20 protein-coding genes and 1 pseudogene are annotated in these 22,043 nt (G+C 54.3%); 19 read left to right on the top strand and 2 right to left on the bottom strand.

From position 1 onward, the window contains the following. The first annotated feature begins 259 nt into the window (after positions 1-259). Positions 260-472 (top strand): hypothetical protein, encoded by a 213-nt coding sequence (locus U6G28_03610; protein WRS30786.1) that lies wholly within the window; start codon positions 260-262, stop codon positions 470-472. Between the two features lie 6 nt (positions 473-478). After that, entirely contained in the window at positions 479-889 is a 411-nt protein-coding gene (locus U6G28_03605; GenBank protein ID WRS30785.1) for a hypothetical protein, read from the top strand. 36 nt (positions 890-925) lie between these two features. Here U6G28_03605 and U6G28_03600 read toward each other — a convergent pair whose 3' ends face one another. Beyond that, a complete protein-coding gene (locus U6G28_03600) occupies positions 926-1,129 on the bottom strand; it encodes a sigma factor-like helix-turn-helix DNA-binding protein (protein WRS30784.1) in 204 nt (67 codons plus the stop codon). 182 nt (positions 1,130-1,311) lie between these two features. Between U6G28_03600 and U6G28_03595 the strand changes: the two genes are divergently transcribed. From U6G28_03595 to U6G28_03585, 3 genes and pseudogenes are all read left to right on the top strand, one after another. Continuing rightward, complete coding sequence (locus tag U6G28_03595) at positions 1,312-2,322, top strand: ABC transporter permease (GenBank protein ID WRS30783.1); 1,011 nt, start codon at positions 1,312-1,314, stop codon at positions 2,320-2,322. Between the two features lie 101 nt (positions 2,323-2,423). Beyond that, positions 2,424-3,479: a substrate-binding domain-containing protein gene (locus tag U6G28_03590; protein WRS30782.1), complete on the top strand. Its 1,056-nt coding sequence runs from the start codon at positions 2,424-2,426 to the stop codon at positions 3,477-3,479. A gap of 168 nt (positions 3,480-3,647) precedes the next feature. After that, a pseudogene (locus tag U6G28_03585) lies at positions 3,648-4,268 on the top strand (hypothetical protein). Positions 4,269-4,362: 94 nt separating this feature from the next. Here the strand turns inward: U6G28_03585 and U6G28_03580 are convergent. Then, positions 4,363-5,847, bottom strand: coding sequence for a glycoside hydrolase family 32 protein (locus U6G28_03580; protein WRS30781.1), 1,485 nt, complete (start codon positions 5,845-5,847; stop codon positions 4,363-4,365). Between the two features lie 423 nt (positions 5,848-6,270). Between U6G28_03580 and U6G28_03575 the strand changes: the two genes are divergently transcribed. The 14 genes from U6G28_03575 (at position 6,271) to U6G28_03510 (ending at position 21,994) form a co-directional block, all read left to right on the top strand. Beyond that, positions 6,271-7,620 carry a sugar ABC transporter substrate-binding protein gene (locus U6G28_03575; protein WRS30780.1) on the top strand — a complete coding sequence of 450 codons (1,350 nt, stop codon included), beginning with the start codon at positions 6,271-6,273 and terminating at the stop codon, positions 7,618-7,620. Between the two features lie 73 nt (positions 7,621-7,693). Next, positions 7,694-8,581, top strand: a complete 888-nt coding sequence (locus U6G28_03570; protein ID WRS30779.1) for a sugar ABC transporter permease — start codon at positions 7,694-7,696, stop codon at positions 8,579-8,581. After that, the gene (locus U6G28_03565; protein WRS30778.1) at positions 8,578-9,417 is read left to right on the top strand and encodes a carbohydrate ABC transporter permease; all 840 of its coding nucleotides are present in this window, start codon (positions 8,578-8,580) and stop codon (positions 9,415-9,417) included. The genes U6G28_03570 and U6G28_03565 overlap by 4 nt, the downstream gene beginning before the upstream one ends. A gap of 25 nt (positions 9,418-9,442) precedes the next feature. Continuing rightward, a complete protein-coding gene (locus tag U6G28_03560; GenBank protein ID WRS30777.1) occupies positions 9,443-10,783 on the top strand; it encodes a NosD domain-containing protein in 1,341 nt (446 codons plus the stop codon). A gap of 35 nt (positions 10,784-10,818) precedes the next feature. Further along, positions 10,819-11,856: a LacI family DNA-binding transcriptional regulator gene (locus tag U6G28_03555; GenBank protein ID WRS30776.1), complete on the top strand. Its 1,038-nt coding sequence runs from the start codon at positions 10,819-10,821 to the stop codon at positions 11,854-11,856. A 97-nt stretch (positions 11,857-11,953) separates the two neighbouring features. Continuing rightward, positions 11,954-13,690: a DUF2130 domain-containing protein gene (locus U6G28_03550; GenBank protein ID WRS30775.1), complete on the top strand. Its 1,737-nt coding sequence runs from the start codon at positions 11,954-11,956 to the stop codon at positions 13,688-13,690. Between the two features lie 110 nt (positions 13,691-13,800). Beyond that, positions 13,801-14,511, top strand: a complete 711-nt coding sequence (locus tag U6G28_03545) for a metallophosphoesterase (GenBank protein WRS30774.1) — start codon at positions 13,801-13,803, stop codon at positions 14,509-14,511. A 175-nt stretch (positions 14,512-14,686) separates the two neighbouring features. Then, on the top strand, positions 14,687-14,974 hold the full coding sequence (locus U6G28_03540; protein WRS30773.1) for a helix-turn-helix transcriptional regulator: 288 nt from the start codon (positions 14,687-14,689) through the stop codon (positions 14,972-14,974). A gap of 9 nt (positions 14,975-14,983) precedes the next feature. Next, the gene (locus tag U6G28_03535; protein ID WRS30772.1) at positions 14,984-15,637 is read left to right on the top strand and encodes a HipA domain-containing protein; all 654 of its coding nucleotides are present in this window, start codon (positions 14,984-14,986) and stop codon (positions 15,635-15,637) included. 197 nt (positions 15,638-15,834) lie between these two features. After that, positions 15,835-17,100: an extracellular solute-binding protein gene (locus U6G28_03530; GenBank protein ID WRS30771.1), complete on the top strand. Its 1,266-nt coding sequence runs from the start codon at positions 15,835-15,837 to the stop codon at positions 17,098-17,100. Between the two features lie 65 nt (positions 17,101-17,165). After that, complete coding sequence (locus U6G28_03525) at positions 17,166-18,011, top strand: sugar ABC transporter permease (GenBank protein ID WRS30770.1); 846 nt, start codon at positions 17,166-17,168, stop codon at positions 18,009-18,011. After that, positions 18,008-18,844, top strand: a complete 837-nt coding sequence (locus U6G28_03520) for a carbohydrate ABC transporter permease (GenBank protein ID WRS30769.1) — start codon at positions 18,008-18,010, stop codon at positions 18,842-18,844. The genes U6G28_03525 and U6G28_03520 overlap by 4 nt, the downstream gene beginning before the upstream one ends. A gap of 49 nt (positions 18,845-18,893) precedes the next feature. Then, complete coding sequence (locus U6G28_03515; GenBank protein WRS30768.1) at positions 18,894-20,309, top strand: glycoside hydrolase family 32 protein; 1,416 nt, start codon at positions 18,894-18,896, stop codon at positions 20,307-20,309. A 5-nt stretch (positions 20,310-20,314) separates the two neighbouring features. Then, positions 20,315-21,994, top strand: a complete 1,680-nt coding sequence (locus U6G28_03510; protein ID WRS30767.1) for an alpha-amylase family glycosyl hydrolase — start codon at positions 20,315-20,317, stop codon at positions 21,992-21,994. The last annotated feature ends 49 nt before the right edge of the window (positions 21,995-22,043 follow it).

Raw genomic sequence — 22,043 nt, 5'->3', positions numbered from 1 at the left:
CCGACTTAGTGTCCGATTGTTGTGGCTCGACACCACACGCTAAGTACCCCGCCGTACTTTCGCCTACTACGCGTAGTATTTTCGAGGCGAGATTCGGGTTTCGCCCCTCATAAGGTGGGCAAAGCTCAGGTGGGTAGTGCTTGGTCATAGAACGTTGGTAAATTTTCAGCCCTGGGTGGGACATGTTGAATGCCTCGAACCCCTCCTCCAAGTTATCCCGGTTCGGGTGGTGAGCCTTCCGCGACGGCAGAATGATCGCTTGCCCGTCCATCTCTTGGAGGCCGTGTCGAAGCATGGGCCCATCAACCTCGTGCAACAATCCCGAGTTGATATGGATGCGATAGTCGGCGTCGATCCCCATGAAGTTCTGGTCGTACGCCGCATGCTGGATCTTGCAAATGGACATGCCGTTGGAGGTCCGCGCGAGCCCTCGTTCATGCCGGTCCGACAGAATGTGCGCGGCGTCGAGTAGTTCCGCATGCCGAAAGTGACACACCGTGCACTGCGTGTCATAGGCCCGCAGCACCATCGCACGGAACGCGGGTTGGTGAACCCGCCGAGCCGCCTCGCTGGTGGCCCATCTGCGCTCAACCTCAGAGGGAGCGTGGATGTCAATGTCGGCAAGTTGGGAGATGGCGAGGGTGACCAGTTGCCGCTTGTGGTCCACTCCTATTACCTTGACCGGGTATATCGGCAGGTAGTTGAGAAGTTACTCCCGAGACAGCGTCCCGTCGGTGTGCGAGGTCATCACGTCGAGATCCGCGAAGATCCTCTTTCGCAGCAACGTTTCCTCGGCAAGCTCCATAACGGCACCGTACAGACTCAAAGCAGCCCATACGCGACGTTTGTCGGGTTATCCAGGCATTGGAGGATGTTCTCCACTTTGTGAGAACGAGGGAACCAAAGATTGCGTCGGACCGGGGCTTTACACGCCTTTCGTCAGTTGCGAGACGCGTCCTTTTGTTAGCCCCAACATCCGCCCGATGTCATCCAGGGTGAACCCCTCTTCTCGCATCGCCGCGACGAGGCTCCGTGATTCTTTCGCGGCCTCCGCATTAGCTCTGCAGGACTCTTCACGAAGGGCCTCAATCGCGTCCATCCGTTCAGAGATATCGTCAGGGAAAACCACTTTCACTTTGATCGAGATTTCGGCCCGTCAGGGAGCAGCTGTCCTCGTCGTATCGAGCTACAACCCCGAATTACTTGGAATATGTGACCGAATTCTAGTAATGAGCCATGGCAATCTCGTCGCCGAGTTTGATCATACGGTCTCAGACCACGAGCTCACTTTGGCGGAGCAAGGAGTTACAAATGTCTATAGCAACTGAACAGAGTTCAAAGCTACAAGAATCAGATATAGAAGTCGAGAAGCCAAGAATCCTGGGCCGTTTTCACAGCCCACAGGGAGCCGCTGTACTGTCTTTGGTGCTTGTAGCGCTCGTAGTCGTTTTCTCGTTACTCTCACCGCACTTCTTTACGCTCGCGAATCTGTATCAAATTCTCTTGACAACATCAGTCGTGGTGGTGCTCGCTGCGGGGCAGACCTTTGTAATCGTGACCGGTGGCATCGATCTGTCTCAAGGGTCGATGGTTGGCCTATGTGGAGTCGTTGCAGCTCTGATTATGACTGGCGGTGGGTCCGTCTTTCTGGGCATATTGGCCTCTTTGGCAGTGGGAGCGGGGGTTGGAGCGCTCAATGCATTCATGGTAACGCGGATGAATCTGCCACCGTTTATTGCCACTCTAGGTACGATGAGTATCGCCCAAGGTATGGCACTGATCATCACTGGGGGCCAGCCAGTCTTCGGTCTGCCAAAGAGCTTCTCCGGCTTCGGGCCCAGTGGCGTTGGCGGGTTTCTTCCTAATGTCACCATAATCATGATCGTCATGGTGGTGTTGCTCCACTTCTATCTTTCTCGCACAAAGACGGGTCGATATATCAACGCCATTGGTAGTAACGATAAGGCTGCGCGTCTTGCGGGTGTGCCCATCAAGAGGAATCTTTTTAAGGCTTACATCCTTTCCGCAACTATGGCCGCGGTAGGGGGATTGATTCTGCTTGCATGGACAAACTCGGGTGTCGCAGCAGCTGGGACGGGAAGAGAGATGCAGTCGATTGCGGCAGTTGTCATTGGTGGGGCGTCATTGGCTGGAGGTGCCGGATCTGTCCTAGGAGCGCTAATTGGGGCACTTCTGATGGCGGTTCTGAGCAATGGAACGCAGTTGCTCGGCATGTCGTCCTATCTCCAAGTAGTCCTCCTCGGACTTGTTGTAATTCTGGCTGTCTATGTGGATCAGTTCCGCAACCGATCAAGTAGCTAGCTAAGTCCTACCCCCGTGAAACAAGAGAACCGCTCAAGGGCGGCTACGAGGTGTGGCCGCAATCAGTTCAAGAAATATGAAAGAAAACAAAGGAGTTACTCATGAAAACGAGACGTGGTGCTATCGGCATTTGCGCTGTTGCTGCGCTGGCTCTGGGCCTGGGTGCGTGTTCGACATCTGCCCCAACTGAAAACGAGGCTACAGAAAGCGACGATTCGGCTACAGTTGAAGAGTCAGGTGGCGCGGAAACCTACGAGGCAAAAGACAGTTACGTCTTCCAAGTAATCACCCTTTCTAATGCATCGCCGTATTGGTTGGCAGTACGAGACGGCGCTGAGAAAGCTGCGGAAGAACTTGGCAATATTGAAATTAGGTTTGATGCGCCTAAGGAAGATTCTGAGCTTGCTCAACAAATAGAAATCTTCAACAATGCGATAACGGCAGATGTTGACGGAATCCTGCTAGCGGCGCAGAACCCCGAAGCTTTGGTGGAGCCTATCGAGCGTGCGCAGGCTGCTGGAATTCCAGTCGTGACCATCGATAGCGGCGTTGATCCGAATGTTGCGGATAGTTATCTCGCGACGGATAACGTGGCGGCGGCAGAGGAATTGGCCATTTACATGGCAGGTCTAATGGATGAGTCCGGGAAATACGCAATCGTCAACTCGTCGATGCAGTTCACTTCAGGAATCGAACGCCCCAAGGGCTTTGATAAGGGAATGGAGCAGTTCGCGAACATCGAGTCAGTAGGCATGCAGTTGTCTAACTCGGACATGGCAAAAGCACAAGAACAGGCGGCCAACTTCATGCAAGCGAACCCAGATCTTGGCTTAATCTTCGGGGCAAATGACAGGTCGGCGATTGGTGTTGGAAACGCGATTCAGGCTGCCGGAAAGGGCGACGAAGTGCTCACGGCGTCCTTTGACGTAAACGAGAATCTGATCGCGTTCATGCGTGATGGCGTGCTACAAGCCTCTCTGCTTCAGAGTCCGTTCGGCATGGGTGAGATGGGCGTCGGAGTTCTCATGGACATCTTCGATGGGAAGACCGTCGAAAAAGTCATTGCAACACCGACTTTCATTCTCACTCCCGAGAATCTCGACTCTGAGGAAGCAATATCGGCTATTCAGCAGTACATGCCGGACTATAACGGCTAGTTCCCCTAAGTCGGGTGCCTGGGTGTCAATACCATCCAGGCACCCCTTCTCCCAACAAACGTGTAAAGGAAGCGAAGGATGGTCGCTAGGCCCCGGTTTTCGCCATCACTTATGTGCATGGATCTCGCAAATGTAGGCACACAGCTTGAATAACTCAACCAAAATGCTGAGATGATGCACATCGATCTGATGGATGGTCACTTTGTCAAGAAATATGGGCTGTCTCCCGAGTTCATTCGGCGAATCCGGACGCATACGGATGCCATACTCGATGTTCACATGATGGTAGAGCAGCCAAGTTCGGTAGTCGACGACTTGATTGACGCTGGAGCGGATGTGATTTCCTTCCACGCCGAGGCCACGAATGGCGAGGCGTTTCGTTTGATTGACACGATTACAGACGCCGGGCGAAAGGTTGGCGTAGCGCTTAATCCTGAAACTTCGGCTGCGAGCATCAGGAGTTATGCAACGAGGCTCTTTAAAGTGACAGTCATGACTGTTGCTCCGGGGTTTGCTGGAGGACGATTTATCCCGGAGATGCTTGACAAGATCGAGGAATTACGAGTCATTCGAAAAGAAACAGGAGCCGAGTACCTAATCGAAATCGATGGACAGGCGAATAGGGAACACTTCGGAGTGATGGCTGGCGTGGAGCCCGATGTCTTGATCGTAGGTACATCCGGACTGTTCACACTAAAGGACAACTTGATAGACGGCTGGACCGAGATGCTAGATCAGTATGACGAAGCCGTCGCGGAGTACAAAGCAACGAACGCGGCGAAACTATAGCGTCGAGGTTTTCGTTTCTTGGCCCGCATGTGGCTGTGGACATCGATGCCTCAAGCGTCTGTTGTAATCTGACTGTGGAGTGGGGCTAGACCGCTCACTTTTCGCCGTCTAGCCAGATGCTTTTCAGGTCGTGAATTTTGAGTGATTCCACTACGGCGTGGCCGCCCTCAGATGACATCTCAACAGCGCGAGGACCAGAACCGCAGAAGCTGAATGATGACATTACGGCCACTCCGCCGTTCGCGAATAATTCGATTGAGCCATTATCAACAAAAATGCGCAGAGATAGTCTGTCGCCCGTCACTGGTGCTGTGCGGATCCCCCCGTCTCCTTCTGCAACCAACCGACGATCAATGAACACAGTTGAAGACGCGGCGTCGTAGCCCACGAACGTGTGGTGTCCATCTGGTGTGAGGTGCAGCTTGAAGCCAAACCTGTCGGAAGTTGTTACACTGAGATCGAACTCTGCTTCGATTTCGATGGGGCCAGAGTCCCTGCGAAGCAGAACCACTTCGTTGTCATCAATCAAAGACAGTGAAATGACCTCGGTGCTTCTCCGAAGGTTCTTGAGCTCCGGCACAGGCATAGAGCAAAGAATCTTGTCAATATTCAAGACCTGAACCCGGGGGATCGTTAGTTGTCCACTCCAACTGTCACTTGCTTGAGATGGAAGATCTCTGACGAAACCGCCCATCCACGCAAAAGAGATTCGTCTCCCATCAGGTCCTTTAAAGCTCTGGGGCGCATAGTAATCATGACCCCAATCGGCTGGTCGGTATGGAGTCTCCTGTTTGAACTCTTCGCCGGGCTGCCATTCGCCGACGACATAGCCAGCATTATGATGGTTCCGGCCAATCGCTCCCTTGGCGCGTAGCCCCATAGGGCAATAGGTGAGAACCCATTTGTCGTTCAAAGGGAACATGTCAGGGCATTCCAGCATGAATACATCCGGATCTGGGTCTTCGAAAAGGATTTGATCAAACTCCCAGTCACGCATGTTCTCTGACGTGTATAGCCAAACCTGACCACGGTCTCGCTCTGAACATGCACCGAGAATCAGGTACCAGGCATCGTCCTGCTTCCAAACTTTGGGATCTCGGAAGTGGGTGACATTCGCCGGTGTACGTATGACGACTCGCTTATCCCTGAAATGGACTCCGTCCTTTGAATCGGCCATGAGTTGCACCTGCTTCACGCCATCTTTTTCGTTCACTCCGTTGGCCCACTGGTTCCCAGTGAAGTACGCAACCAGCCTTCCGCTTTCGTCGTCAACTACAGCAGATCCTGAAAAGACTCCATCCTTGTCTTCATCGACGGACGGAGCCATAGCAATCGGCTCTCGGCGCCACGTGACTAGGTCTTCAGATGAGACGTGCCCCCAGTGCATAGGTCCGTGTTTCGTTCCAAATGGATGGTGTTGGAAGTAGACCTGGTAGCGGCCAGCAAAGAATGAAAGGCCGTTTGGGTCGTTAATCCAACCAGCCCGTGCCGCGATATGAAAGTCGGGATACCAGCGTAGATTTCGAGTCTTCGTAAGTTCCCGAACACCCTCTTCGGCGCGTTCCAGTTCGTATTTCATCTACTCTCAGTCCTTTGATTCGCAACTTCTCAATGAACCAGCTCTGCTAACACGGATCTACTTTTCTCCGGCCAGGGGGCATTGGTGTTCATCGGGTGGCTTTTTCGGGCAGGGACATGGTCACGAAATAAGCGGATGCCGCTCGCGGAGGGCTGACCTATATCTTCGTAGCACCCTGTTCGACCGCGGATGGCCGTATGCGGCCGATCGACAAGATCTTTCATCGCACTTTTCCTCACGACGAGTCCCTTTTGTTGGTATTTTTTGCCAAAACGTTATGACTGTTGCAAACAATAGCCTCTTTCGCGGACGGAATGAAACCAAATCGTTAGATTTCGTCGGTTGACACACGAGTTGCTTGGTCTCTAAGCTCAAGCACAACGCCCAGCCAAAACGTTTGGGCGCCGGATGAAGGAGTCCAATGTGAAGAGTCACAGAAACAGAAATCCCTTGAGTCGACGAGCCATTCTTGCGACTCCTGCTTCGCTACTTGCCGCTTCCCTTCTGCTGGCGGGTTGCTCGAGCGGGAGTCCAAGTAGCGCCGAGGGCACCGAAAGCGGTTCTGGCGAAACTGCGACAAGCGAAAAACTCACGGTTGTCGTTGAGGGGGGAGGTAAGGCTGAGCTAGAACCTATTGCCGCGGCGTTCAAAGATGAGACCGGTGTCGATGTCGAACTCGTCGAGCTTCCTTATGACGGATTGTATGAACGCATTTCGACGGAGCTAAGTTCAGGAAAGCTCTCGTTCGACGTAGCGGCTCTCGACGCAATCTGGCTCAGTGCTTTTGCCGAGGGAATGGCGTCTCTTGACGACGTCATGACAGAGGATGTTCAAGAGGATCTATTCCCCGCGCTCGTAGAAGAGGCTCAGGTCGATGGCCGTTTCGTTGGCATTCCGGTCTGGACTAACGCCCAGGTCTTGTTCTACAGGACTGACTTATTCGAGGATCCCGAAGAAAAGGCGGCCTTCGAGAAGGAATACGGCTATGAACTGGCCGCTCCTACGACTTGGGATGAATACGGAGATATTGCTAAGTTCTTTACTCGTGATAGCGATGGTGATGGAACCATTGATCTCTATGGCACGGATGTAAAGGGCGCCGTTGAAACCGAGTGGTTGGCGATGATTACTCAGGCCGGAAGCGACTCGGTTGTCCTTGGTCCGAACAACGAGGTGATCGTCAATGATGAGGCACACAAGAAGGCTTTAGATGCATATATTGCACCCCTAACTGCGGGTAGTACACCGGGCGGGGCATCACAGATCGACTGGAATGAGGCCCAGAACCTGTTCAACCAGGGACAGACAGCGATGACCCGTTTCTGGGCACACGCATATCCGCAAATCCCCGAGGACTCACCTGTATATGGGAATGTTGGAGTTGCTCAGATGCCGGCGGGCGAGCGATTCGGAGCGATTCCTGGAGCTTGGTATTTGTCTATTCCGGCTGCTGCAGGTGATAATCCGACGGCGAAAGAATTCCTTGCATTTACAGTCGAGCACAATGATCTAGCTTTGGACACCTCTCTTGGGCTCGCTGCCACTGTCTCGGCCCTTGAGTCTGCGGCAGGTAAACCTGGTAAGGAACACCTGGCAGTCTTGATTGATACGCTCAATGCGCCGGGAACGATCAGTCGACCCGCGAACGAGAACTGGCAGCAGATTGTTGACACGGTCCTGATCCCGACGCTGCAGGCGGCGACTCAACCCGGCGCGGATACCCAGGCGCTTCTTGATGAAGCTCACGACAAGATTGTCGAGATCATCAAGTAACTCTTCCCCGGGGTGCGGTAACCATCTGATGCTGCGCCCCGGGACCATTCGACTATTTACTAGGAAAGCGAAGATGCGGCTCAGCGACAAGAAATACGCACTACTGCTTATGGTTCCAGCCGCCCTGTTCATCTTGGTGTTCATGGCCTGGCCCTTGTTCAGGTTGATCTACGACAGCTTCTTCGAGATTTCGAAGTTTGCGGGCGGACCACGAGACTTTATTGGGCTCGCCAACTATCAAGAGGCTCTTGGAAAGGCTAGTTTCCGCAGTGCGGCAGGGCGCACAGTGATTTACACGGTTTTTGTTGTGACCCTTGAGTTCACTCTTGGGTTTCTCGCAGCACTTTTGTTTTCTGTGTTGGGGAAGAAGTCGTCGGTCTTCAGAACATTTTTCCTTTACCCTTTGATGATCGCGCCTGTTGTCGCAGGTTTGCTTTGGCGCTTCTTGTTGATCGATAACTCAGGTATTGTCAATCACCTGTTGGCCAAGGTCGGTATCATTTCGTCACCCGATTCAATTAACTGGCTCAGCAATCCTCGAATAGTTCTCTTTTCAGTCGCGATCCCAGACATTTGGCTGACAACGTCTTTCATGACGCTTGTACTTTTCGCCGGTCTGCAGAACGTTCCGGCAGAACTAGTGGAGGCCGCCCGTCTTGACGGTGCTGGCTTCCCACGGATTCTGCGGTCGATTGTTATTCCAGACCTGCGTCCAGTAATTGCTGTCGCATTGTTGATCCGTGGAATCGATGCTGCAAAGGCCTTCGACATTATTCAGATTCAGACGGGTGGTGGTCCGCAGAATGCATCAGAAACCATGAGTCTCTTGGTTTACCAGACGATGATCAGACACGGTGAGCCGGGATTGGCTAGTGCGATGGGAACCCTCTACCTAATTGCGATGATGGTGGTCGCCGCGCTTGCCGTTGTGTTCCTATGGAAACCAGGAGCTAACTCATGAGTGCCCTGACAGTTAGAAACCCACTCATCAAGGTCCTTCTATGGGCCGCAATGATACTGATGGTTCTTGTCTACGCTTTTCCGTTTATCTATCTATTTCTGACATCCTTCAAGACGCCGTTTGAGACGTTGGCGATTCCTCCGCGAGTCGTTCCATCAACATGGACTCTCGAGAATTACGTTACGGCTCTGCAAAGACCCGGTGCTGGAAAATCATTCCTCAACAGTACGGTCACGTCCCTCATAAGCACCGCGGTGTCGGTGGCTCTGGCTGTTCCTGCCGCATACGGAATAACCCGTTTTCAAACTCGTGCAGGTCAGGCACTGAGTGGGTTAGCTTTGATCAGTCGCATGATACCGCCGGTTGCCATTGGCGTGCCTATGCTCTCGATGCTGGCTTCAGTGAACCTAGTAGACACCTCTTTTGGACTGGCAATCGCCCAAACCACGATCTCGTTACCGCTGAGTATTCTGCTCATGGCATCCTTCTTCGAAGGGGTACCAGTTGAGCTAGAGGAGGCAGCTAAGGTCGATGGGTGCTCGAGTACTCGAGCCTTGTGGAGCGTGGTTCTTCCGATTGTGAAGGGCGGCATGGCAGTTACAGCAATCTTTGCTTTCCTCGCTTCTTGGAATGAGTTCCTCTTCGCGTTGATTCTGACATCGCAGAATGCACAAACCACCCCTATTGCAATAGCCAATTTCCAGACACAGTTCGGTTTGGATTGGGGTCCCATGACGGCAATGGCGGTTCTCTATTCATTACCCGTAATCGTGCTTACTATCCTGCTTCAGCGACATATCGTGGCTGGAATGACAATGGGTGCTGTCAAGGGTTGAGCTCTTGGAACTAAGGAGAGGACGGATGTCGGCAGACAACGTCTATGACGTGACCAATTGGAGAGTCGGCAATGCGACGGAGGACGTGGGCGAGGTTATCAACAGCATCGTCTCCGATGTCAAGCAACGTCAGAGCGATGCGGACGCGAGCGATGGGGGTAAACCCGGTGCAGTGATATATCTGCCGCCAGGTGACTACCACCTACGAACTCAAGTCCTGATTGATGTTAGTTTCCTTCGAATTGAAGGATCTGGGCACGGGTTCACTTCGTCCAGCATTCGATTCAACGAACCTGAGTCAGAGTGGGGAGACTTACATGAGCTCTGGCCAGGAGGAAGTCGCGTAGTCGTAGACATTCCACTGACTGCTGATAGTACGGAGGAGGACGCAGCGGCGTTCCTCATAAGCAGAGAGGGACGGCCTCGTATCAGCGGAGTAGAGTTCTCCAGTTTCTGTATTGACGGGCTCCACTTCATTGCGGACGGCTCCGAGGTGCCTCCAGAGAATACCTATACCAATGGAAAAACCGGTGTGCTGGTAGCCAGTGACAACGACTCGTTCCGGATAAGCGAGATGGGATTCGTCTACCTTGAGCATGCGGTGACTATCTATAACGCTGATGCACTGAGCATCCACGATAACTTCATAGCTGAGTGCGGGAGTTGCGTGGAGCTTCGGGGATGGGGCCAAGCGTCCAAGATTACCGACAACTTGATTGGTGCTGGTTTCAAGGGCTACTCAGTCTTTGCTGAGAATCATGGTGGACTGCTTGTCGCTGCAAACAACATATTCCCTCGTGGGAAGAGCAGCATTCATTTCAGCGGGGTCCAGCGTTCGTCGATCACGAGTAATCGCCTTCACTCCTTCTACCCCGGAATGGTGATGTTGGATTCAGGCAGTTCAGAGAATCTTGTCGGCTCCAACCATTTCTTACGCGACTACGAACCATGGACTCCCTTTATTGGCATCGACAACGGACTTGATGATACTGCTGGTCTCCTGTGTGTGAGTGGAGATAGCAACTCGATAATCGGTAATCATTTCTCGGTTACGGATGATGCTGATTCCGCCAACCCAGATGACGCCCACCCCGTGGCAATTAGGTTGCTCGGAGGCAGTGAGAACTTCGTTTCCAGTAATCATGTGGTTGTGAAGCACGTTCGTTGGTCCGCTAGCGACTCGTGCTACTCCGCACAAGTGGACGCATTGTTGACCGAAGGTGAGAAGCAATCGGTCGATCTTCAATCAGTGGTGGTTGATCCGGGTTCGATTCGAAACGTCATCATAGATTCAGGGACTGAGTCACAAGTTCATCTCGATAAGGCGGCTAACGCATTCCGGGCCACGCCATCGTTGCCAAACTAGACTAGAAATGTGCGAGACGGGTAGGTGAGAAGACGGTGAGACCTAAGAGGCAGCGCGTCACAATAAAAGACGTCGCCGCGAAGGCTGGTGTATCCATTACTACGGTGTCGCACGTACTGAACGATGTGCCCGGTTTACGAGTCAATCCGGACACTCGTGATCGTGTTCTTGAAACGGCCAAGAACCTCGGCTATCTACCGAATGGTGTTGCGCAATCACTGCGAACTCAACGATCAAACATGATTGGTGTCGTAGGTGACGAGATCATAACTACACCGTTTGCTGGTGGACTCATCTTGGGAGCGCAGGAGGTTGCGCTGTCAAAGAACTCGGTTCTCTTCGTTGTTTCTTCCGGATACAGAAGGGACCTTGAGCACCGAGAGATCGAGGAGTTACTGCGACGCCAAGTGGACGGCATTCTCTATGCGTCGATGTACCACCGGAAGGCGGAGTTGCCAGAACTCCTTCGCTCAGTCCCGTCGGTATTCATGAATGCCGAATGTACGACTCCCGGAGTTCCCTGGGTTGCGCCCGACGAGGTTGGCGGCGGGTGGGACGCGGCAGACACATTGCTAAGGGCCGGCCATAAGCGAGTTGGATTCGTCAACAATACTGATGAGATCCCTGCTTCTGTTGGTCGACTTCAGGGATTTAGGGAGCGCTTGGCTTTGGAGGGCCTTCCCGAGGGTCATCTGTCAGTAGCAACTGCGAAAGATGATCCCGCAGGAGGATACATCGCGGTGATGGAGCTTCTCACTCGGGATCCGCGCCCTACCGGAATCTTCTGCTTCAACGACCGGATGGCTATGGGGGCGTACAGAGCTGCTGCAGAAATGGGCCTGCGAATTCCGGATGATCTATCAATTGTTGGGTTCGACAATCAGGAGTACGTTGCAGACGGCCTCTTCCCGGGGCTCACTACGATTGAATTGGCACACTATGAAATGGGTGTGCGGGCTGCGGAACAGTTGTTCCTGTTGATAGAGGGCAAAGAGGTTGAGCCGGAAGCGTCGTTGCTTCGAGGGGCCGTCGTGACCCGCGATTCGGTGAGCGCCCCGCCATCGCTTCCGTAGGCAAACTCTTGCCGTCTTATATCCCTGCAACTTGTTGGGGACGACGCGCTGTCCGAGTTGATAATCACGCGGGTTCCGATTAGAGAGCATCTACTACATGCTCGCGTATGCATTTTCGACCCTGCGAGGCAGGGGCAACGCGAGTCTTGAGTCCGAGGAGTTCCAGGACACTGATGATCTGTTCATAGCGATCCTCATCCGAGGTATCGCTCAGCAGGTTAAGCGTGGACTCAAACGCGAGTACATAGAAGAGGAGCAGATCGTCTTCGTCCCCAGAGAAAACATTGACGTCTCGGTTTCCATCAAGACGAACTCGATGATTAAACATGAGAGCGTCCGCAACATCAATGAGTACTCCGCGAACGCTTACCTGGAGGACTTCGCGGGTTCCTCAAAGCGCCACCTCCCTCGACCTGCCACACTTATAGCCATGCATCAGATCCAGTGCCCCCACTGCGGGCAAGCTTTCACTATCGACGAGTCGGGGTATGCGGAGATCCTCCGGCAGGTTCGCGACGACGAGTTTGAGAAACAGGTGCATGAGCGCCTTGAACTTGCCGCCGAGGACAAGCGGGCGGCGGTGGAGCTGGCGGAAACTCGCGCAGCCAACGAGATGCAGCAGGCAACCTCCGCCAAAGATGCAGAGATCTCTGAACTGCGGTTGAAGCTTGAGGCCGGTGAGGTTTCGCAGAAGTTGGCGGTGTCTGAGGCGCTCGCGGAAGTCCTCAAGGAGCGTGACGCCCTTGCGAACTCCCTGGAGAAGGCGGAGGGGGAGAAGCAGGCGGCCCTCGAATTAGCCGAGGCAAAATTGGTGGCGGAACTGCAGAGGGAAGCCTCGTCCAAAGATGCAATGATCGCCGAGCTTCGTTCGAAGTTAGAGTCGGCCGATGTGGCGAAGAGACTGGAACTCTCCGAGGCTCTGAGCGCGATTGAGAAGGAACGCGACACCCTTGCCAGTTCGCTTGAGAAAGCGGAGCTGGAAAAGGAACTGTCCGAGGCGGCGCTCAAAGAACGTTATGAAACGCAGATCAAAGATCGGGAAAACGAGATCCTGCGCCTGCAGGACATGAAGGCGAAGCTGTCGACGAAGATGGTGGGGGAGACCCTCGAACAACACTGCGAAATCGAGTTCAACAAGATCAGGGCGACGGCGTTCCCTCGTGCGTATTTTGAGAAGGACAACGACGCGAAGGCGGGCAGCAAAGGCGACTTTATTTTCAGGGACGAGGACGAGGCGGGCACCGAGATCGTCTCCATCATGTTCGAAATGAAGAACGAGGCGGATCAGACGGCCACCAAGAAGAAGAACGAAGACTTTTTCGAGAAGCTGGACAAGGACCGCAAGGCGAAAGGGTGCGAGTACGCGGTGCTGGTGTCGCTACTTGAGCCGGACTCGGAACTGTACAACACGGGGATTGTGGACGTGTCGCACAGGTACCCGAAGATGTACGTCGTGCGGCCGCAGTTCTTTATCCAGATGATCACGCTACTGAGAAACTCGTCGATGAAGGCTCTTGCCTATAAGGCTGAGTTGGAGGCGGTGCGGGCGCAGAACATCGACATCACTCATTTTGAGGAGTCGCTGGATACGTTCAAGGCGGGTTTCGGGCGAAACTATGAGCTGGCATCGCGGCGGTTTGGTGAGGCGATTGAGCAGATCGACAAGTCGATCGCGCAGTTACAGAAGGTGAAGGAGTCGCTGGTGGGCTCGGAGCGGAACTTGCGGCTGGCGAACGACAAGGCGCAGGACGTGACGGTGCGGAAGCTGACGAAGGGGAACCCGACCATGGCGGAGAAGTTCGCGGAGCTGGAGAAGGGTCCGGAGGTCGAATAGGGGATCCCAGAGATTGCGGTGACACCGTCTCCGCAATTGGGCTTGCCTCCTGTTGTCGGAACGGTGCTGTACCGTCGGGGGACATTTGAATTGTCTGAGGGAGGATGATCGTGGCACATCGAATCTGGATTACCGCCGACACCCATTTCGGGCACAAGTTCGTCGTTGCATTACGTGGGTTTGATGATGTAGCCGAGCACGACCGGATGCTCATCGAGAACTGGAACTCGGTTGTTGCCCCAAATGACGCGGTCTACCACCTCGGAGACGTTTCGATGTCGCTTCACGGGCTTGAATCGGTGGCAAAGTTGAACGGTCGGAAGATCCTTGTTGCCGGTAACCACGATCAGTGTTGGCATCGGCGTTCTAACCGTTCTGATATCAGGCGGGCGCTCCGCAAGATTGACACCTACTATCAGGCGGGGTTCTGTGAAGTGATTACTTCAGGGTCGATGATCTACAACCCGGCTAAGAGCGGTCCGGTGCTGTTGAGTCACTTGCCAATGCGAGGTGATCACATGGGGGAGGAGCGATATGGAAAGCGGAGACCGCCGCCTGGGGAGCTACCGATTCTATGCGGTCACGTGCATGGCGCATGGAGAATCGATGGAGGGAAGCAACTCAACGTTGGGGTTGATGTGAACGGATTTCGCCCGATTCTGATCAATGATGCGATTGTGGAAGTGCGGGCACTCGACGGAGCAGGAGCCATAGGAGCCTCGATAGACGGACCGTGGAGAGACTTCGGCCCCGCCTTGCAAGAACGGCACAGGTTCTTAGTAGTAGCATCACGTGGCCTCAGATTGTCGCAACATCATTGAGACTATCTGTAACCGGGTACGTGGGCGTTGGTGTTGCCGTGCTGCAAATGGCGTTCAAAGTGGTGAAGATCGATTACTTTGCAAGTTCTTTATGGTTTCAACTATGCCCTGTATAGCCGGCATTAAGGCCAGATATGCCGCTTATGCGCGGCATATATAACAGTATGAGGGTGGCATGGGTGGCTATCGTATTGATCGTGAGATGACCGAGTTTGGGAATCATGTCCGGGAGTGGCGCATGGTTCTCGGGTTGACCGCGCAACAGGTGGCTGAGTGCGCCGACATAGGTCGCGATGCTGTGCGGAAGGTCGAGACCGGTGATCCAAGCGTGTCGTTAGGCGCAACGATGCAGGTGTTGCGGGCGATCGGAATCCTCGACCAGACAGTTGATGCTATTGATCCCCTAAATGGCGACATAGGTAAGTTGAGAGCAGACAGTCTAACGAGAAAGCGCGTGCGATGACGACCGTCGATGTATTTGTGGCGAAGGGAGAAGACGGCGCTCGATCTGCTTAAGCTCGCGGCGGTTGGTGTACCGACTAGACGCTTGACTAAGGTCGGAGACCGTAGTGTTCTTCTCTTGCGGAGATTCGATCGGGATGGGGAGGATCCTGACGTTCGCGTTCCATACATAAGCGCGATGACAGCCACCAGTTCAAATGATGGCGACAGCGCGGATTACGTGGAAGTTGCGGAAGCGGTCCGTGAGCTTTCACCCTCGCCCCGCAACGATCTCCACGAACTCTTCACCAGAACGGTTGCTAGTGTCGTCCTTGGTAACACGGACGATCACCTGCGCAATCTGGGGTTCTTAGCTGCACGAGCGGCCTGGAGCCTTAGCCCGGCATTTGATGTCAATCCGACGCCAGAGCTTGGTCGGCGTCGCTCCACTTCTATTGCTGGCGCCGACACGTTCCCCAACGAGGTCGAGGGGCTGCTGGCCTTGGCTGAGGATTGCAGCCTCTCTCAGCAACAGGCGAAACATGTCATGGCACACGTCGCCGACTCGGTGTCTGAATGGCGCACTATCTCTGGTCGAAGTGGGATCGCTGAGCGTGAAATTCGAATGATGTCCGAGTCAATCGACCCAAGACTTGAGCTAATTACAAAACTATCTCGCTCATAGCAGTGGTCGGCAATTGCGGAGATCACTCCCTCCCTGATCCCGGTAATCATCCTTCCTTGTCACTCGGAAGAAGCCCTCACCATCACGATTTGGTAACGATGCTAAATCGATTGAGCTAAAGAAGACCTGAACGCGTAGCATCAAATGTCGGGTCCAACCGAAGAGCGTTTGGGCGTCGATCGAAACGGAGAAACTTAATGAAGAGTCAAGTTCGAAACGTAGTGGCAGCTGCAAGCGTCGTGGGACTTTCGCTTGGAATCGTTGCATGCAGCTCCGGGGGTAGCGACTCGCCTGCCAGCGGTGAAGCCTCGGCCGGACAGGTAGAGATCGAGTTCTTTCAGAACAAGAGGGAAGCCGTAGACACATATAACAAGCTCATCGATATGTTCGAGGATCAGAACCCGGATATTAAGGTGACTCAGACAAACGCCCCGGAAGCAGAGACGGTTTTCCAGTCACGCCTCGCCAGTGGTGACGTCCCGGACGTGGCCGCACTCGGATCGCAAAGTTACGCGCAACTTGTTGCTGGCGGGGTTCTGCAGGATCTGAGCGGGTCAGAGGCGGTCAAGGAGGTCAGCAACGAGAAGGCTCTGACCGACATGCAACTTCTGGGCCTCACAGATCAGACATATGCTCTGCCGATGTCCGTTAACTCCCTATTCGTTCTGTACAACCAAGAGAAGTGGGATGCTCTGGGCCTGGAAGAGCCGAACACGTGGACTGAGTTCATCGAACTGCTCGACACGATCAAGGCCGCCGGAGAGACCCCCATCTACTTCACCATCCTCGACGCGTGGACCGCGCAAGGATTGGGTAATGGAATAAGTGCGTCGGTTCGTCCGGATGGTTTCATTCAGGACGTACGCGACGGCAACGCAAACTTCGCAGACTCAGAAGCGATGCGTGAAACCGCTGAGAAGATCGTTGAACTCAGCTCATACGCACAACCCGACGCGGCAGGGCGTTCATACGATGATGGGAACATTGCCTTTGCCAACGGCGAATCCGTGCTCTACATCCAAGGGAACTGGACCATCGCACCGCTGCTTGAGCTGAACCCCGATCTGAAGTTGGGTGCATTCGGTTGGCCGGGCACCGATGATGAAGCACAGAACAAGATCGTCTCCGGCCCAGACCAGCTACTCGGTATTCCAGTCGGTTCGAAGAACCCGGAAGCGGCGGAGAAGTTCCTAACCTTCCTCCTAAGCAAGGAAGCACAGCAGCTTTACAGCGATGAGCAGACACTCTACTCAGTTCGCGATGGCGTTCCCCCGTCCAACGAGACGGTTCGACCGATCTACGAGAACTGGGTTACGGCCGGCCGGACCGCTCTTCCTCTCGATGCCTACTTCGGTGTCGGCTCGGACTATGCAGGTGTAACGCAGCAGCTCTTCACCAGCGGCAATATCGATGGCTACCTATCGAGCCTTCAGCAGAACTGGGAATCCTTCGGAATCAAGTAGGCGCTAGAGGGGGTCTCCTATCGCGCTCTCGGAGACCCCCCTCACACCTAAGACGAGGACTGAGTATGAGGTATAAACGCTTTTCGCTCGCAATAATCATTCCTGCGCTTATCGTCTTCTTCCTGTTCCACACCTTCCCTATGCTGACGGGCTTCTTCTACAGCTTCACAGACTTCAGGGGATACGGGGATTATGATTTCGTCGGGATTGCGAACTACCAGAGACTATTCACCGATCCGGGAGTACGACAGGCCTACGGATTTACCATCACGTATGCGGTAATCGCGACAGTCTTGAGTAACGTGCTCAGTCTGATCATCGCGCTTGGTCTCTCAGCAAAGATCAAGATGCGTGGCGCCCTACGCGCTACCTTCTTCCTCCCGGCGGTCCTACCGATTATCGTCGTCGGTTTTGTCTTTAAGTTTGTTTTTGGTCAGGTTCTCCCGCAAATGGGGATAGGTGGTCTGAGCCAGAACATCCTGGGAACTGACAAGGCTTGGATCGCAATCGTGATCGTTGGAGTATGGCAGTCTTGCGCGGTCACGATCGTCCTATATCTGGCGGGTATCCAAACAGTCCCCGAGGACGTAATGGAAGCGGCGACCATCGATGGTGCAGGGTCATGGCGCAAGTTCTGGAGTGTCACGTTTCCCTTGATTGCTCCGTTCTTCACCATAAACATGGTTCTTTCTCTAAAGAACTTCCTAATGGTGTTCGACCTGGTTATAGCGCTGACCAATGGTGGTCCCGGAACTTCAACGCAATCCGTGGCCTTCCAGATTTACCGGAACGGATTTGCTGGTGGCCAGTTCGCGTATCAGTCGGCTAATGCGGTCATCTTCTTCTTACTCATCGCCCTGTTGTCGTTTGCACAGCAACGCTGGCTCGGGGGAAGGGAGCAACGCGCATGAGTAACAAGAACACAGCGATAAGTACCAACTGGATCGTTACGGTTACCTTGATTCTGTCGTCGCTCACGATCATCGCACCGATGTACCTGACGGTAGTCACGGCCTTCAAGGAACCGTCTGACATGGTCAATAGTGTCTGGACACTTCCAACTACGTGGCACTGGGAGAACATTCCGACCGCTATCAGGATGACGAACTTCTGGCGGGCATTCGCCAGTAGCGCGCTCATCGCAATCCCAACTGTGATCCTGACGATTCTCACCAACTCAATCATCGGGTACGTCATTGCGAGAAATCTGGATCGGCGCCTGTTTAAAGGGGCTTATCTCTACATCATGTCGGGCATGTTTGTTCCGTTCGCGGTCATGATGCTTCCGCTCGTGAAGTATATGAGCACGCTTCAACTCAACAATCAGTTCGGCCTAATCATCATCTACGTGGTGTACAACCTGCCCCTGAACATGCTGATTTACACGGGCTACGTCCACAGTATCCCGAGGGATGTCGAGGAATCCGCGAGCATGGACGGTGCTGGGCCGTGGAGAACTTACTGGCAGATCATCTTCCCCCTCATGGGTCCGGTGAACGTCACCGTGGGAATTCTGACGGGACTAGCCGCCTGGAACGACTTCTTGCTACCCCTGGTGATACTGACAGATCCAAAGGACGCAACGCTGCCCCTGGTGCAGTACGTGTTCCAGTCTCAGTTCACAACCAACTACAACCTGGCGTTCTCTAGCTACTTGCTAGCGATTCTGCCAATGATCGTTGTTTACCTGTTCTTCCAAAAGAAGATTATCGGAGGCGTCATGGCGGGTTCGATCAAGTCTTGATCGAAAGCTCGTCCTCGCCTTCAAAGCATAGAAATGACAAGGAAATAAGTTGAAGATTTTCTACGAACCCACCGATGGAGCATTTGGCGATTGCATGCCGATGTATTGGGATGGTCTCTACTATCTGTATCACCAAAGAGACCCCGCGCTCGATGCGCCCCTGAGTGTGCCGATCGGCTGGGCGCTTGAGACCACGCCCGACTTCGTTACGTTCGAGAACCATGGCGAAGTAATACCGGGGGGAACAGACGACGAGACGGATCGGTACATTTTCGCCGGCTCAGTTTATGCGGAGAACGAGAGTTCATTCGTCGCCAACTACACGGGTTTCAACAATCTGCGCGAGGGTTCGGGCCTGCCCACCCAGGTGCTGATGCGAGCTTCGAGTGACAACCTTGTCGACTGGGTAAAGGAAGGCGCATTTGAGCTGCCGCCCCAGCCTGGCTATGACCTTGGGGATTGGCGAGACCCGTTCGTTTTCTGGGACGAGGACGCAGGACAGTGGATGCTCATTCTGGGCACGCGCAAAGAGGGAGCCAAGATCCTCCGTAACGGTTCGACCGTCTGGTTTTCGTCATCGGATGCCAAGAACTGGAAGTTTGAGGGTGATCTCTACGCGCCGGGGCTTTACACGGGACACGAGATGCCGGACGAGTTCCGCATCGATGACAAGTGGTATCTGCTCACCACTGAGTATTCGGACAGGTCAAAGACGGTCTACGTCGTGGGTGATTCAGCCCAGGGTCCTTGGCGTCGTCCCTTCGACGATGCCTTCGATGGGCGTGCATACTACGCGGCAAGGAGCGCCTCTGACGGTGAACGTCGGTTCCTCTTCGGATGGGTTGCAAACAAGAAGGGCAACCTTGATGCGAACACCTCGTGGTGGGGCGGCACGCTAGTAGTTCACGAAGTTGTTCAGCGGGAGGATGGAACTCTCGGTGTGGTTCCCCCCGAAGAACTCTTCTCCGCAGTCATGGCCGATGCGGCGCCGCTTTCGGCCAGTTCGTTGGCTTCTGAGGGGTCGAGGAACACGGAAATCCTGGCAGACGCGAAGGGTAGTTCCTACGGGTTCGAGGCAGAGATTGAGGTAGCTGAGGGAACTCGTCAGTTCACCCTTCTGTTTAACGGCGATGCTGAGACGGACGACTGGTACGGATACCGGATTGACCTGAACGAGAATCGCCTGTTCTTCGACCGATTTCCCAATTGGCCATGGAACCGCTACGACAACAAGGGCCTTGAGCGTCCCCTGCCCGAAGGCATTGCCGACCGGCCGATCAGGTTACGTCTTATTGTCGATGAGTCTGTTGCGGTTCTTTACGTGGATGACATCGCCTTGAGTGCCCGAATTAACGAGTCTGCCGGATCTTTGGTAGGAATCGAGGTGGAGGACGGATCGATTTCGCTAGTGAATCCTCGTCTTGGTGAAGTAACTCGCGATCTGTCTCCCGACAAGAATGCCTAGGAAGGGTGACTTCATTGAGTGTTGCGACCGAAATCGTTCCTGAGTGGTGGCGCCAAGCTGTCGTCTATCAGGTTTATCCCCGAAGTTTCTCTGACTCGAACGCAGACGGTCTGGGAGATATTGCCGGGATTACTGAGAAAGTCGGTTATCTGAAAAGACTCGGGGTTGACGCAATATGGCTCAGTCCGTTCTATCCCTCAGAACTGGCCGATGGCGGGTACGACGTCGCCGACTATCGAAATGTCGATCCACGGTTGGGGACCCTGGAGGATTTTGACGAGATGGTCCGAACCCTCCATGACGCCGGGATCAAGGTGGTGGTAGACATTGTTCCAAACCACACCTCTGATCAGCATGAGTGGTTCCAAGCGGCCCTTGCTGCGAGTCCGGGTTCGCCCGAGCGAGACAGATATATCTTCAGAAAAGGTCTCGGGGAGAGCGGCGAGATTGCTCCGGCTGACTGGGTCTCCGTTTTCGGCGGCCCCTCCTGGTCACCCGTTGGAGACGGCTACTGGTATCTCCACACCTTCGCCCGTGAGCAACCGGACCTGAACTGGAACAATGCGGAGGTGAGGGCCGACTTCGTAAAGACATTGAAGTTCTGGTCCGACCGCGGAGTTGATGGATTCAGAATCGACGTGGCGAATGCCCTCGCTAAGGATCTGCCCGAAAGACTTCCGTCATGGGAAGAGCTGAACGCAATCCCCGTTGATGGGAATCACCCAACGACGGATCGTGATGATGTACATGAGATCTACGCGGAATGGCGAAAGGTTTTCAACTCGTATGATCCCCCTCGTACCGCGGTAGCAGAGGCCTGGGTGCATCCTGACAGGATTGCGCGATATGCGAGTCCCGAAAGCCTGGGGCAAGCCTTCAACTTCGACCTTCTGCAGGCCGACTTCGATGCGAAACAGTTCAAACGAATTGTCTCGCACAATCTCGATCTGGCGGCGAAGTCGGGTTCCTCCAGCACCTGGGTTCTTTCCAATCATGATGTCGTCCGACATGCGACTCGTTACGGTCTGCCGAACTCTCCGCGAGACGAGGAGGGCAAGGTTCTGCATCAGTCCGGTACGGGGTTTGACTGGCTCCTCACGGGCGGCTCTGAGCCGGAGCTCGACCTGCAACAGGGTCTACGCAGGGCGCGCGCGGCGACCCTTGTTCTCTTTGCGCTTCCGGGTTCGACGTATATTTACCAGGGTGAAGAACTCGGCTTGCACGAGGTAGCTCAGATCGCTCCTGAGGAGCGTCAAGATCCCACCTTCTTCCGCACCAACGGGGAGGAGATTGGACGTGACGGTTGTCGGGTTCCGATTCCATGGGTGGCAGACTCGCCCTCGTTCGGGTTCGGAGCGGGCGGATCACACCTTCCGCAGCCAGAATGGTTTGCCGACTACGCGGCTGATGTAGAAGATACCGACCCGAACTCAATGCTGAACCTGTACCGAGCAGCCCTCGCCCTCCGGCGGGAGTTGCAGACCGATGAGGAACTGGAATGGCTTGACACCGGGGACCAGGACCTTCTTTCGTTCCGGCGTGCAAACGGGTGGCGAGTCGTAGCGAACTTTGGTTCCGAGGCAAAGCCTCTTCTAGTAGGCGAGGACGAGGTGGCTCTCGCTTCTTTGCCGCTGCCCGATAACGGAACAATTCCGGGGGAGACGACGGTCTGGCTACGCAGGTGACGGCATGAGTGTTGCACACGCGTAAATCGGGTGCGGCCATGTAGCGAAC

This window comes from Actinomycetaceae bacterium MB13-C1-2 (assembly GCA_035621235.1).
In the GTDB taxonomy this organism is placed as follows: Bacteria; Actinomycetota; Actinomycetes; order Actinomycetales; family Actinomycetaceae; genus Scrofimicrobium.
This window is presented reverse-complemented; position numbering and strand designations above follow the sequence as displayed.

Bases quoted from the DNA above. Each gene is read 5' to 3' on its own strand.
- U6G28_03540 (WRS30773.1), top strand. From the start codon at position 14,687: ATGGGTGGCTATCGTATTGATCGTGAGATGACCGAGTTTGGGAATCAT.
- U6G28_03605 (WRS30785.1), top strand. From the start codon at position 479: ATGCCGAAAGTGACACACCGTGCACTGCGTGTCATAGGCCCGCAGCAC.
- U6G28_03530 (WRS30771.1), top strand. From the start codon at position 15,835: ATGAAGAGTCAAGTTCGAAACGTAGTGGCAGCTGCAAGCGTCGTGGGA.
- U6G28_03590 (WRS30782.1), top strand. From the start codon at position 2,424: ATGAAAACGAGACGTGGTGCTATCGGCATTTGCGCTGTTGCTGCGCTG.
- U6G28_03525 (WRS30770.1), top strand. From the start codon at position 17,166: ATGAGGTATAAACGCTTTTCGCTCGCAATAATCATTCCTGCGCTTATC.
- U6G28_03565 (WRS30778.1), top strand. From the start codon at position 8,578: ATGAGTGCCCTGACAGTTAGAAACCCACTCATCAAGGTCCTTCTATGG.
- U6G28_03570 (WRS30779.1), top strand. From the start codon at position 7,694: ATGCGGCTCAGCGACAAGAAATACGCACTACTGCTTATGGTTCCAGCC.
- U6G28_03520 (WRS30769.1), top strand. From the start codon at position 18,008: ATGAGTAACAAGAACACAGCGATAAGTACCAACTGGATCGTTACGGTT.
- U6G28_03580 (WRS30781.1), bottom strand. From the start codon at position 5,847: ATGAAATACGAACTGGAACGCGCCGAAGAGGGTGTTCGGGAACTTACG.
- U6G28_03535 (WRS30772.1), top strand. From the start codon at position 14,984: ATGTATTTGTGGCGAAGGGAGAAGACGGCGCTCGATCTGCTTAAGCTC.
- U6G28_03595 (WRS30783.1), top strand. From the start codon at position 1,312: ATGTCTATAGCAACTGAACAGAGTTCAAAGCTACAAGAATCAGATATA.
- U6G28_03550 (WRS30775.1), top strand. From the start codon at position 11,954: ATGCTCGCGTATGCATTTTCGACCCTGCGAGGCAGGGGCAACGCGAGT.
- U6G28_03560 (WRS30777.1), top strand. From the start codon at position 9,443: ATGTCGGCAGACAACGTCTATGACGTGACCAATTGGAGAGTCGGCAAT.